At 69.4% G+C, this 12,539-nt stretch carries 12 protein-coding genes; 9 read left to right on the top strand and 3 right to left on the bottom strand.

The features are described 5' to 3' along the window. Positions 1-45: 45 nt before the first annotated feature. Complete coding sequence (hsaA, locus tag C1737_RS22015) at positions 46-1,230, bottom strand: 3-hydroxy-9,10-secoandrosta-1,3,5(10)-triene-9,17-dione monooxygenase oxygenase subunit (protein WP_068098054.1); 1,185 nt, start codon at positions 1,228-1,230, stop codon at positions 46-48. Positions 1,231-1,377: 147 nt separating this feature from the next. Between hsaA and C1737_RS22010 the strand changes: the two genes are divergently transcribed. From C1737_RS22010 to C1737_RS21995, 4 genes are all read left to right on the top strand, one after another. Further along, positions 1,378-2,460: a ferredoxin--NADP reductase gene (locus C1737_RS22010; protein ID WP_067925547.1), complete on the top strand. Its 1,083-nt coding sequence runs from the start codon at positions 1,378-1,380 to the stop codon at positions 2,458-2,460. A 50-nt stretch (positions 2,461-2,510) separates the two neighbouring features. After that, positions 2,511-3,044, top strand: coding sequence for a hypothetical protein (locus tag C1737_RS22005; RefSeq protein ID WP_102419455.1), 534 nt, complete (start codon positions 2,511-2,513; stop codon positions 3,042-3,044). A 205-nt stretch (positions 3,045-3,249) separates the two neighbouring features. Then, complete coding sequence (locus tag C1737_RS22000; protein ID WP_102419454.1) at positions 3,250-3,819, top strand: VOC family protein; 570 nt, start codon at positions 3,250-3,252, stop codon at positions 3,817-3,819. 24 nt (positions 3,820-3,843) lie between these two features. Then, positions 3,844-4,671, top strand: a complete 828-nt coding sequence (locus C1737_RS21995) for a class I SAM-dependent methyltransferase (protein WP_068098052.1) — start codon at positions 3,844-3,846, stop codon at positions 4,669-4,671. 89 nt (positions 4,672-4,760) lie between these two features. On the opposite strand, the gene C1737_RS21990 is transcribed toward C1737_RS21995, so the two are convergent. After that, a complete protein-coding gene (locus C1737_RS21990; protein ID WP_102419453.1) occupies positions 4,761-6,881 on the bottom strand; it encodes an acyl-CoA dehydrogenase in 2,121 nt (706 codons plus the stop codon). A 337-nt stretch (positions 6,882-7,218) separates the two neighbouring features. Here C1737_RS21990 and kstR point away from each other — a divergent pair, with 337 nt between their 5' ends. Further along, entirely contained in the window at positions 7,219-7,818 is a 600-nt protein-coding gene (kstR, locus tag C1737_RS21985) for a cholesterol catabolism transcriptional regulator KstR (protein WP_040621610.1), read from the top strand. Between the two features lie 111 nt (positions 7,819-7,929). Here kstR and C1737_RS21980 read toward each other — a convergent pair whose 3' ends face one another. Further along, complete coding sequence (locus C1737_RS21980; protein ID WP_067920723.1) at positions 7,930-9,009, bottom strand: LacI family DNA-binding transcriptional regulator; 1,080 nt, start codon at positions 9,007-9,009, stop codon at positions 7,930-7,932. Between the two features lie 131 nt (positions 9,010-9,140). Between C1737_RS21980 and C1737_RS21975 the strand changes: the two genes are divergently transcribed. From C1737_RS21975 to C1737_RS21960, 4 genes are read left to right on the top strand one after another with little or no spacing between them, the layout of a single operon-like run. Next, on the top strand, positions 9,141-10,079 hold the full coding sequence (locus tag C1737_RS21975) for a metal ABC transporter solute-binding protein, Zn/Mn family (RefSeq protein WP_067920725.1): 939 nt from the start codon (positions 9,141-9,143) through the stop codon (positions 10,077-10,079). Continuing rightward, the gene (locus tag C1737_RS21970; RefSeq protein WP_102419452.1) at positions 10,076-10,900 is read left to right on the top strand and encodes a metal ABC transporter ATP-binding protein; all 825 of its coding nucleotides are present in this window, start codon (positions 10,076-10,078) and stop codon (positions 10,898-10,900) included. The genes C1737_RS21975 and C1737_RS21970 overlap by 4 nt, the downstream gene beginning before the upstream one ends. Further along, positions 10,897-11,757, top strand: coding sequence for a metal ABC transporter permease (locus C1737_RS21965; RefSeq protein WP_067920729.1), 861 nt, complete (start codon positions 10,897-10,899; stop codon positions 11,755-11,757). Before C1737_RS21970 ends, C1737_RS21965 begins: the two co-directional genes overlap by 4 nt. 37 nt (positions 11,758-11,794) lie before the next feature. Continuing rightward, entirely contained in the window at positions 11,795-12,508 is a 714-nt protein-coding gene (locus C1737_RS21960) for a sensor domain-containing protein (RefSeq protein ID WP_102419451.1), read from the top strand. Positions 12,509-12,539 lie beyond the last annotated feature (31 nt).

The following is a 12,539-nucleotide window of genomic DNA, read 5'->3' as shown; positions in this document are numbered from 1 at the left end:
CCCCACATCGCTCCCTTGCTCTGCATCGTCGCCGGCGCGCATCGGCTAGACCATGGTGTCGCCGGGCGGCAACCCGAACTCGTTGTTCCCGAAGATCTGGTATGCCCGCTCGGGGTCGTTGGCCGCGTGCACCCGGCCGGCGTGCGCATCGCGCCAGAACCGTTGCACCGGTTGGTCGTTGCCGAGCGCGGTGGCGCCGGAGGCCTCGAACAGCCGGTCGATCGACGCGATCGCACGCCCGGTCGCCCGCACCTGGTCGCGGCGGGCGCGGGCGCGCAGCTCGAACGGGATCTCCTTGCCGGCCGACAGCAGCGCGTACTCGTCGGCGACGTTGCCGCTCAGCTGGCGCCACGCCGCGTCGATGTCGCTGGCCGCCTCGGCGATGCGCACCTTGGCGAACGGGTCGTCCTTGGCCTTCTCGCCGGCGAACGCCGCGCGCACCCGCTTGCCCTGGTGCTCCACGTGCGCGTCGTAGGCGCCGTAGGCCATGCCGACGATCGGGGCGGAGATGGTGGTGGGATGCATTGTGCCCCAAGGCATCTTGTAGACGGGCGCGGTGTTGGTCTGGTACCCGCCGGCGGTGCCGTCGTTCATCGCCTTGTAGGACAGGAACCGGTGGCGGGGCACGAAGACGTCCTTGACGACCACGGTGTTGCTGCCGGTGCCGCGCAAACCGACCACATGCCACACGTCGTCGATGCGGTACTCGGAGCGCGGGATCAGGAAGCTGCCGAAGTCGACCGGGCGCCCGTCCTTGATCACCGGACCGCCGAGGAAGGCCCACGTGGCGTGGTCGCAGCCGGACGACCAGTTCCAGGAACCGTTGACCAGATATCCGCCGTCGGTGACCACGCCGGCGCCCATCGGCGCGTACGAGGACGAGACCCGCACGTTCGGGTCCTCGCCCCAGACTTCCTCCTGCGCCTGCTGGTCGAACAACGCCAGATGCCAGTTGTGCACGCCGATGATGGAGCTCACCCAGCCGGTGGAACCACACGCGCTGGCCAGCCGCCGCACCGCCTCGTAGAACAGGGTCGGATCGCATTGCAGTCCGCCCCACTGTTCGGGCTGCAGCAGGGTGAAGAAGCCGATGTCCTGGAGATCCTGAACGGTCTCGTCGGGCAGCCGCCGCAAATCCTCCGTCGCCTGAGCGCGCTCCCTGATCCGCGGCAGCAGATCGTCGATGTCAGCCAAAACCGACTGCGCGTCACGCTGTTGAATGGACGTCACTTAAGTTTGCCTCCTGAGAGTGCGGACTTACACCAGAGACTAGAACACGTTCCGATTTGTGTCGAGCAGGGTATTCCTGCGGCTGGTAGCGATATGAATCGGGTTTTCTGTAACATGTTCTAGTTGTGACGAGAGGGAGGATGGGCCTTGGCCGAGGCCAATCTCGACGAGCCACTTGGTGACCACGTCCTTGAGCTGCAGATCGCGGAGGTCGTCGCCGAGACCGACGACGCGCGGTCGCTGGTGTTCGCGGTCCCCGACGAGCCGGGTGACCCCGACATCCCGCCCGAGCGGCTGCGCTACGCGCCGGGCCAGTTCTTGACGCTGCGCGTTCCCAGCGAGCGCACCGGCTCGGTGGCCCGCTGCTACTCGCTGTGCAGTTCGCCGTTCACCGACGACGCGCTGACCGTCACGGTCAAGCGGACCGCGGACGGATACGCGTCGAACTGGCTGTGCGAGCACGCGCGGGCGGGCATGCGGATCCACGTGCTCGCCCCATCGGGCACCTTCGTGCCGAAAACCCTCGACGACGATTTCCTGCTGATGGCCGCCGGCAGCGGGATCACCCCGATCATGTCGATCTGCAAGTCGGCCCTCGCCGAGGGCGGCGGCCAGGTGACCCTGCTGTACGCCAACCGCGACGAGAAGTCGGTGATCTTCGCCGACGCGCTGCGCGAATTGTCCGCCAAGTACCCGGACCGGCTGACGGTGGTGCACTGGCTGGAATCGCTGCAGGGCATGCCGAGCGTCGCCGCGCTGGCCAAGCTCGCCGCCCCCTATACCGATCGACCGGTGTACATCTGCGGGCCCGGACCCTTCATGGACGCCGCCCGGCAGGCGCTGGATTCGCTGAAAGTGCCCGCGGCGCAGGTGCACATCGAGGTGTTCAAGTCGCTGGACTCCGATCCGTTCGCGGCGGTGAAGATCGACGACACCGCACCGGGCGACCAGCCGCCGGCCACCGCCGTGGTGCAGCTGGACGGTGAGACCCACACCGTGTCGTGGCCGCGCAACGCCAAACTGCTCGACGTCCTGCTGGCGAAGGGTCTCGACGCGCCGTTCTCCTGCCGGGAGGGCCACTGCGGCGCGTGCGCGTGCACCTTGCGCAGCGGCAAGGTGAGCATGGAGGTCAACGACGTGCTCGAACAGCAGGACCTCGACGACGGCCTCATTTTGGCCTGTCAATCTCACCCCGAATCTGATTCGGTAGAAGTCACCTACGACGAGTAGTCGCGGGATTAGGTTCACCGTTAGGGTTGGCGAACCGAAAGGGGAGCAGCATGAAGCGGCTGATGACGGGGTTTGCGGTGGTCGGATCGGCGTTGGCGTTGCTGCCCTGTCCCGACGCCGTCGCGGCCAGCAACACCGCCACCACGTTGTTCCCGCTGGACGGGACGAACCAGCTGGAGACGCGCGCGGTCCTCAATTGCTTCAAGTCCGACGGCCACTGCGACTTCACCGCCGGAGCGGACATGCTGACGCCCGACGGGGTGACCGGCTTCCCGTCCGGCCTGTGGGCCCGCCAGACCACCGAGATCCGTTCGTCGAACCGGCTGGCCTATCTGGACGCGCATGCCAACGGCGAACACGAGCGGGTGATGAAGTCGATGGGTTCCGACGAGATCACCACGGTGTACTTCGGCGAGGGCCCGCCGGACAAGTACCAGACGACCGGCCGCATCGACTCCACGGATTGGCAGACGGGCCAGCCCAAGACCGACAACAACGTCATCATGTGCACCCACATCCAGGTGGTCTATCCCGGGGTCAACATCACCTCGCCCAGCACGTGCGCCCAGACCACGTTCTCCTGAACCGTCCCGCCGCCCAGATTGCGCCCACGGTCGCGATTTCCTGCATCCGACTGCTCCGGCGGCACTTTCGACGGCGTGCCACGGAGATACTGATACTGTACGAAACCCCTTGAACTGCTTCGATTTTCGTGTAACGACCCGCGGCTTGGCAGAGCAGCCACTCAACTGAATGCTGATGGACGAGAGGACAAGAGGGAGTCACTCCATGTCGATCCCCGAGCAGCAGCCCGCCCTTGCCATCAACCATGTCGGCGTGACGGTCCCCGACATTCATGCCGCCATCGGTTGGTGCGGCACCGTTTTGGGTTTCCGTTGCATCATGGGTCCGCGAGTCCTCAAAACCGCCGAGCACGCGGAGGCGGCCGGGGTGTTCGGCCGTCGGTTTCACGAAGCCTGGCAGGCTCACCTGCTCAGCGGCAACACCGTCGGTATCGAGCTGTTCCAATTCATCGACCCGCCAACCGGCGGGCCGCGACCGACGGGCGAGGAGGTGCCCTGGGTCGAACGCGGGCTGTGGCACCTCTGCATCACCCACCCCGACGTTGCGGCCATGGCCGACCACATCGTCGATCACGGCGGAAAGTTGTTGGCAGCGCCTTACCATTTCGTGCCCGGGCGGCCCTGGGTACTGGCTTACACCGCCGACCCATGGGGCACCGTGATCGAGATCATGAGCCACAGCTACGCCGAGGCGTTCAGCAACTGGCCCCAACCCGGGCAGTTGACGCCGCCCACGCTGGCGCCGCGGCCCGGGCGCGACGGTACCGGCACCTAGCGCGCCGTTCGAAGATGGCTGATCATGGGTGAGCGCGTAACACTCACGGGGACGCAGCAGACCGCGCTGGTCACCCTCTACGGCAAGGCGCTGGAGAGCCGCCGGCCCGATTCCATCCTCGGCGACCGCGAAGCCGACAGGGCCGTGCGGCGCCTCGACTACGACTTCAGCCGCCTGCGCATGCGCCGTCGCGATCAACAATCCTCCGCGGTGCGCTCCAAGGCCTACGACCGGCGGGTGAAGGGATACCTCGACGGCCACCCCGCCTGTGTCGTCTTGCATTTGGGCTGCGGGCTGGACACGCGGGCCTACCGCGTCGACCCGCCGGCAACCGTCGACTGGTACGACATCGACCTACCCGATGTCATCGCGTTGCGCCGCAAGCTGTTTGAACCGCGCCCCGGACTGCACGTTGTCGGCGCCTCGGTCAGCGACCCGGAGCTGCTCGGCGGGATCGCCGGGGACCGGCCCGTTCTTGTGGTCGCCGAAGGGCTGACACCGTATCTACGGCGCGCCGACGGCGTGGCGATGCTGCGGCGCATCGTCGGGCATTTCGAAGGCGGAGAGATGCTCCTCGACGGCTACAGCCGGGCCGGAGTGTGGCTCCTGCAGCGCTACCCTCCAGTCAAAGCCTCGGGCGCGCAGCTGGATTGGAGCATCACCGATCCGCGCGAGCTGGAACGGGCCGTGCCGGGTCTGGTGTTCGACTGTGAGTGGTGGTTCGCCGACGCCGAAGACATCCGCCGGTACTACTCGCCGTGGTATTGGTGGCTGATGCAGGCGCTCTTCCGGATCACCCCGGTGAGGCACTTGGGCCGAGGCCTGCAATACCACTTTGGGTCAGACGCCTGAAGACCGCCGGCTGCCTCACCGACATTGCCGCGACGGCTGCGATTGATCAGAAAACCACGACCACAGCGGCAATCTCGCCGCGGACGCCGTCAGCGCGGCAGGCCGAGGAGCCGCTCGGCGGCCACGGTGAGCAGGATCTGCTCGGTGCCGCCGGCGATGGTCAGGCACCGGGTGTTCAAGAAGTCGTAGACCGCGTGGTTGCGCACCAGCCCGCCGCCCTCGGAGACGTCCATCATGTACTCGGCGAGCGCCTGCCGGTAGCGCACCCCGATGAGCTTGCGCACGCTGGACTGCGCGCCCGGGTCCTGCCCGCCGACGGCGAGCTGGGCGATCCGCTGGTCCAGCAGCGCGCCGGTCTGGGCGATGACGATCAACCGGCCGAGCCGATCCTGTTGTGCGGCATCGAGGTCGAGCTTCGTCAGCACCTTGAGCAGCTCCTCCATCGGGTTGCCCAGCGCGGTGCCGGTGGCCATCGCGATGCGCTCGTTGGCCAGCGTGGTCCGCGCCAGCCGCCAGCCGTCGTTCACCTCGCCGACCACCATCTCGTCGGGGACGAACACGTTGTCCAGGAAGACCTCGTTGAACAGGGAGTCGCCGGTGATCTCGCGCAGCGGGCGGATCTCGATGCCCGGTGAGCGCATGTCGACCAGGAAGTAGGTGATGCCCTTGTGCTTCGGCGCATCGGGATCGGTGCGCGCCAGGCACACCCCCCACCGGGCCTTGTGGGCCGCCGACGTCCAGACCTTCTGCCCGGTGAGCAGCCAGCCGCCGTCACCCCGCACCGCCTTGGTGCGCAACGACGCCAGGTCCGAGCCGGCGCCCGGCTCGGAAAACAGCTGGCACCAAAGGAATTCACCGCGCAGGGTGCCCGGCACGAAGCGCTCGATCTGCTCCGGCGTGCCGTGCTCGAGAATGGTCGGCGCGGCCCACCAGCCGATCACCAGGTCCGGGCGGACCACGCCGGCCGCCGCCATCTCCTGGTCGATCAGCAGCTGTTCGGCCGGCGACGCGCCACGCCCGTGCGGAGCCGGCCAGTGCGGCGCCTGCAGCCCGGCCTCGGCGAGCGCCGCCTGCCGCTTCTCCTCGGGCAGCGCGGCGATTTCCGCGACGGCGGCGGCGATCTCCGCACGCTGGCCCTCGACGTCGGTGAGGTCGATGCCCAGGCGCCGCCGCACACCGCCCTGCGTCAGCTCGGTGACGCGGCGCAACCAGCGTTCGGCGCCGCCGAGGAAGCTGCCGATGGCGTGCGCTCGCCTCAGGTACAGGTGCGCGTCGTGCTCCCAGGTGCAGCCGATGCCGCCGAGCACCTGGATGCAGTCCTTGACGTTCGCCTTGGCGGCGGCGATGCCGATGCTCGCCGCCAGCGCGGCCGCGATCGAGAACTGGTCGGGGTCGGACTCCGCGGCAGCACGCGCGGCGTCGGCGGCGGCCACCTCAGCCTGTTCGGCGCGGCACAGCATCTCGGCGCACAGGTGCTTGACGGCCTGGAAGCTGCCGATCGGCTTGCCGAACTGCTCGCGGACCTTGGCGTAATCGACGGCGGTGTCCAGCGACCACCGGGTCACGCCGGCGGCCTCGGCCGCCAGCACGGTCGCCGCCAGTTCCTCGACGCGCTCGGGCGACTCGATGACGGTGGCCGGCGCGGACGTCAGGACCACCCGGGCCAACGGCCGGGAGAAGTCGGTGGCCTCCAGCGGCTCGATCTGCACGCCGTCGCTCTCGGTGTCGACCACCAGCCACTTCCCGTCGGCGGGCAGCAACAGGACGCCGCCGTCGGCGGCGCCCAACACCCACGGCAGGGCGCCCGACACGCGCGAGGTCTGCCCGTCGAACCGGGCGTCACCTTTCAGCGCCAGCCCGGCGAAGCGTTCACCGGCGGCCAGTTGCCCCAGCAGGTCGGGGTCGGTAACGACGAGCGTCGCGAGCGCGGTGGTCGCCACCGGACCGGGCACCAGCGCCTTGGCCGCTTCCTCGACCATCGCGCACAGGTCCTCGACGCTGCCGCCCGCTCCGCCATGCTCCTCGGGGATCGCGACACCGAAGATGCCCAGCTCGGCCAGGCGGGCGAACACCGGACGCCACGCGTCCGTCTCACCGCGCTCGACCTGGCGAATCGCCGTCGTCCCGCCGGGCCCCGACGTCGCGTTGCGGGCCCAGTCGCGCACCAGGGCGCGCGCGGCGAACTGTTCGTCTGTGACGGTCGCTACCACCCTCGGGACCTCCGCGTCCTTCGACTCGACGTGACATGGGGCCTACGACCCCTAGCTCTCGATTGTCCGGTCTGCCTCGGGTCGCTGCGCAACCCGGCCTCGTCGCAGACTAGAACGTGTTCTAATAGTGCCAGCGATCGACCGTCAAGTCGAACGCCATCGCAGCAGCACACGCGGCTGTCCCGGCGGTACGGAGGTGGGAAATTCACACTCAGCATGCGTATCGTTTGCAAGCGAGCCGCCAGGAACAGGAGCAACCCTTCAGATGCCAGCCAGTGCCAACTCGAAGGCCACCTCGAGCCGCGCTTCTGACTCGCAACCGCGCGAGGTGATGAACGTGGCGGTATTGGCCGAGTCCGAACTCGGCTCGGAGGCCCAGCGGGAACGGCGCAAACGCATCCTGGACGCCACCATGGCCATCGCGTCCAAGGGCGGCTACGAGGCGGTCCAGATGCGTGCCGTCGCGGACCGCGCCGACGTCGCGGTGGGCACCCTGTACCGGTACTTCCCGTCGAAGGTGCACCTGCTGGTTTCGGCGCTGGGCCGCGAATTCAGCCGCATCGACGCCAAGACCGACCGCTCATCGGTCGCCGGGGGGACGCCGTTCCAACGGCTGAACTTCATGGTCGGCAAGCTCAACCGGGCGATGCAGCGCAATCCCCTGCTCACCGAGGCCATGACGCGTGCCTACGTCTTCGCCGACGCGTCCGCGGCCAGCGAGGTCGACCAGGTCGAGAAGCTCATCGACTCCATGTTCGCCCGGGCGATGGCCGATGGCGAACCGACCGAGGACCAGTACCACATCGCCCGGGTGATCTCGGACGTCTGGCTGTCCAACCTGCTGGCCTGGCTCACCCGGCGCGCCTCGGCGACCGACGTCAGCAAGCGACTGGATCTGGCCGTGCGGCTGCTGATCGGGGACCAGAACGGCGGCTAGCCTCGCCGCCAGACAGCAGCGGCGATCGCAAGCGCGGCGTAGCCGGGCGCGGCGGGTCGCCGCCATCAGCAGCGGCGATCGCAAGCGCGGCGTAGCCGAGTTAGCGGCGCGCTAGGCGGGCGGACCGGCGGTGCGTCCGCGGATCAGCTCGGTGCCCAAAACCTCGACGACCGGCAGGCCCGACCGCGGCGGACTCAACAACAGCTCACCCGCCCGGCGGCCCTTCTGCAGGCTCGGTTGCGACACCGTGGTGAGTCCCCGGCCGACCGCGTCGGGCACGCCGTCGAAACCGGTGACGGTCATCTGCCCGGGAACGTAAATGCCATGTGCGCGAAGGTAATCCATGGCGGACAGGGCCAATATGTCGGCCGTGCACATCAGCGCGGTGATCCGCGGGTTGGCCTCCAGCGCCGCCTTGGCGGCGGCCCCACCCGAGTCCGGCAGGTGCTCGTAGCTCTCCACCACGGTCAGCGCGTCGGGGTCGGCGCCGGCCGCCGTCATCGCCTCCCAGACCCCGATGATCCGTTCGCGCTGCACGTCGAAGGCCGGCGACCGCAACCGGTCGGCGTCCACCAGGCCTTGCCTGCGGTCCCGGCCCAGCCGCATGGTCAACAGACCGATCTCGCGGTGCCCCAGCCCGAGCACGTAGTCCGCCAGCTCTCGCATCGCCGCCCGGTCGTCGATGCCCACCCGGGACACACCGGCGAGCCCCTTCGGCTGGTCGACGACGACGACCGGCAACCGGCGCTGCAGGACCACCTGCAGGTAGGGGTCCTCTTCGCAGACCGAATACACCACGAAGCCGTCCACACCGGCGCCCAGCACCGCGCTCATCCCGTCCTGGATGCTGCGGCCGGGCCCGACGGCCACCAGCAGCAGCCCCTGCCCGAGCTCCTCGCAGGACTGGGCGACCCCGGCGACGAAATCCCGCGCCGCCGGGTCGCTGAAGAAGTACGTCAGCGGTTCGGCCATCACCAGCCCGACCGCGCCCGCCTTGCGGGTGCGCAGGGATCGCGCCACCGGGTCGGGACCTGGGTAACCGAGCCGCTTGGCCGTCGCCAGCACGCGCTCGCGTAGGTCGGCGGACAGCTGATCCGGCCGGTTGAAGGCGTTCGAGATCGTCGTGCGCGAAACCTTCAGTTCGTCGGCCAGCGATGCCAGAGTCGCACGCCGGCGTGGTGTGGGACTCACGTTCGGTGACGCTACAGCGCATCGCCCGTCGCGCCTACGCGGCGACCGCTCGACCGTTTTGTAATGGAAACGATTTTCATTAGTATTGTGAGTCGGCCGGTCGGCCCAGCGAGAGGAATTCGGACGTGCGCATGGCGCTCAAGCGGGGACGACGCGCGCTCGGCGGTGCGCTGCGATGGCCGCCCGCCGCGCTGGTCCTGCTGGCCGCCTTCGCGCTCACCGGCTGCGGCGGCCCCACGCACCCGCGGGCGGCCACCGTCGTCGCCTCCACCGGGGTATGGGGCAGCGTGGCGCTCGCCGTCACCGGGCGTCACGTGCCGGTCAACGCCATCCTGACCGGGAGCGACACCGACCCGCACTCCTATGCGGCCAGCCCCTCGGACGCCGCCGCCATCACCGACGCCGCACTGGTCGTGTACAACGGCGGCGGTTACGACCCCTGGGTGGAGCAGGTGCTGGCGGGGCATCCCGACGTGCAGTCGATCGGCGCCTACTCGTTCCTCAAGCAAGCCACCGCGGGCGGGCAGCCGGCCAACGAGCACGTCTTCTACAACCTCGACGTCGCCAAGTCCGTCGCCTTCGCCATCGCCGACCGCGTGGCCGCCATCGACCCGGCCCACGCCGCCGACTACCGCGCCAACGCCGCCGAGTTCTGCCGCGGCGCCGACGCGATCGCGATCTCCGAACATGCCATCGCCAGCGCGTACCCCGGCACCGCGGTGATCGCGACCGAACCTGTCGGCCACTACCTGCTGGCGGCGTCCGGTCTGGTCAACCGCACACCGCCCGCCTTCACCGCCGCCAACGAGAACGAGACGGATCCCTCGCCGGCCGACATGGCGTTCGTCCTCGACCTGATCAACCACCGCCAGGTGGCGGCGTTGCTGATCAATCCGCAGACGTCCACCGCGGCGATCAATGGCCTGCGGGACGCCGCGCGCCGCTCGGGCGTGCCGGTGACCGAGGTGAGCGAAACCCTGCCCGCCGGAACCGATTACCTGACCTGGCAACGCAACACGGTCAACCAGCTGCTGACCGCGCTGCAGTCCGGCCGGTCCGTACAGCCGTGAGCCTCGACGCGGCCCCGGCCGTCGACCGCCACCCGGCTACCGTCTCGCTGCGCGGGGCGCGGCTGGCGTTCGGCGACCGCGTGCTGTGGGACCACCTCGACCTGTCGGTGTCGCGCGGCGAATTCATCGCGGTCCTCGGCCCCAACGGCAGCGGCAAGACGTCGTTACTCAAGGTGCTGTTGGGCCAGCTGTCGCTGTCGGCCGGTGTCGCGCTGGTCGACGGAAAGCCCATGAACGCGGGTAGCGGACGCGTCGGCTACGTGCCGCAACACCGGCCGATGGACCACGACATCATGCTGCGGGGGCGGGACCTGGTTCGGCTGGGCTTCGACGGGCACCGCTGGGGCGGCCTGCCACCCAGAGCCGCCGACCGGGCACGCCGCCGCGCGGCGGTGGCCGACGCGCTGCGACAAGTCAACGCCGAGCACCTGGCGGACGTCCGCGTCGGCGTGATGTCGGGCGGCGAGCTGCAGCGGATCCGCGTCGCTCAGGCGCTGGTGAGCGATCCGATGCTGCTGCTGTGCGACGAGCCGCTGCTGGCCCTGGACCCGGCGAACGCCAAGCTGGTGACCGCGCTGATCGACCGCCGCCGCCGGGAGGCGGCGACCACCGTCATCGTCGTCACCCACGACGTCAACGCCATCCTGCCGTACGTGGACCGGCTGGTTTATCTGGTCGACGGCCGATTCCGCATCGGCACCGTCGACGAGGTGATGACCACGGAGACGCTCTCCCTGCTGTACCGGGCCGACATCGAGGTGGTGAAGGTCAAGGACCGCTACGTGGTGGTGGGCGACACCAACGACGGTGCCCACCCGTGAACCACCGGCTCACCGACGTCCTGGCGCACCTGCTCGACTTCGACGTCACCGCGCACCTGCTCGGCCACGACTTCGTCCGCCAGGCGCTACTCGCAGCCGCGCTACTGGGACTGGTGGCCGGGCTGATCGGCCCTTTCATCGTGATGCGTCAGATGTCGTTCGCCGTGCACGGCTCCAGCGAATTGTCCTTGACCGGAGCGGCTTTCGCGCTGCTGGTCGGCGTCTCGGTGGGCCTGGGAGCACTGGTCGGCAGCGCCCTGGCGGCCGCGCTGTTCGGCGTCCTGGGGCGGCGGGCGCGCGAACGCGATTCGGTGATCGGCGTGGTGCTCGCCTTCGGGCTCGGCCTGGCGGTGCTGTTCATCTACCTCTACCCGGGCCGGACCGCGACCAGTTTCGCGTTGCTCACGGGGCAGATCGTCGGCGTCGGCTACACCGGCCTGACCATGCTGGCGCTGGTGTGCCTGCTCGTCATCGCGGTGCTGGGCACCTGCTACCGCCCGCTGTTGTTCGCCACCGTCGACCCCGACGTCGCCGCGGCCCGCGGCGTGCCCGTGCGCGCGCTGGGCATCGTGTTCGCCGCGCTGGTCGGTGTGGTGGCAGCTCAGGCCGTGCAGATCGTCGGGGCGCTGCTGGTGATGTCGCTACTGATCACCCCGGCGGCCGCCGCCGCCCGCGTGGTGGCCTCCCCGGCGGCGGCGATGGTGGCCTCGGTCGTCTTCGCCGAGGTTTCCGCCGTCGGCGGCATCGTGCTGTCGCTGGCGCCCGGCGTTCCGGTGTCGGTGTTCGTCGCGGGAATTTCGTTCCTGATCTATCTGGTCTGCTGGCTGCTCGGGCGCCGGCGGGAGGTCGCCGCCTAAGCTTGTCGGCACAGACGGGCCCCGCGTCCGAAAGGCTCTGGTGCGTAGGCAGTTCCCGATCCTCCTGCAGGCGGCGGTGTGTGCCCTCACGGCCGGCTGCACCACCGTCGTGGGCGGTAGCGCCGCGCCCGCGGACACCCGCGGTCCGCTGACGCAGGCCCCGGTGGCCGTCACCGCCCTGGACGGGCTGCTGCTCGACGACAGGAAGATCAACGACATCCTGGGTGCGGGAATGCGGATCCGGTATCGCACGCAGGAGATGTGGGACTCCAGCCAGACGTTCAGCGACCAGAGCTGCTTGGCGGTGGCCGGGCCCGCCCAGCGGGCCGTCTATGCCGACACCGGCTGGACCGCGGTGCGTGGCGAGCGACTGGACGACAGCTTCGACGACCCCAAGGTGCGCAACGACTCCGTCAACCAGGCCGTGATCGCCTACCCCGCGGCCCGCCAGGCCAACGCGTTCTACGGGGCCTCGGTCCGGAGATGGGCCGCCTGCGCCAATCGCCGGTTCATCGACCATCCCCCGGGCCAGCCCGAGATCGCCTGGGCGGTGGCCGATTCCCACCAGGTCGGCGGGACGCTCAGCACGTCCGAAGAGCAGGAAGGCAGTCCGGACGGCTGGCGGTGCCAGCGCGCGCTGACCGTGCGCAACAACGTCGTCATCGACGTGGCCGCGTGCGGCTCCTTCCTGCCCGGTTCGTCCGCGGTCGACCTCGCCCAACAGATCGCGGCCGCGGTCGTCTACCGGTAGCGGCCGGGGAAGACGACCGCCTCTGAAGGAT

The organism is Mycobacterium sp. 4858 (genome assembly GCF_900240975.1).
Taxonomy (GTDB): Bacteria; Actinomycetota; Actinomycetes; order Mycobacteriales; family Mycobacteriaceae; genus Mycobacterium.
The sequence above is the reverse complement of the archived record's forward strand: the minus strand, read 5'-3'. Positions and strand labels throughout refer to the sequence as shown.

What these genes read in the sequence shown, in the direction of transcription:
- C1737_RS22005 (WP_102419455.1), top strand. Translation starts at nt 2,511, where the DNA reads ATGAAGCGGCTGATGACGGGGTTTGCGGTGGTCGGATCGGCGTTGGCG.
- C1737_RS22000 (WP_102419454.1), top strand. Translation starts at nt 3,250, where the DNA reads ATGTCGATCCCCGAGCAGCAGCCCGCCCTTGCCATCAACCATGTCGGC.
- C1737_RS21995 (WP_068098052.1), top strand. Translation starts at nt 3,844, where the DNA reads ATGGGTGAGCGCGTAACACTCACGGGGACGCAGCAGACCGCGCTGGTC.
- C1737_RS21975 (WP_067920725.1), top strand. Translation starts at nt 9,141, where the DNA reads ATGGCGCTCAAGCGGGGACGACGCGCGCTCGGCGGTGCGCTGCGATGG.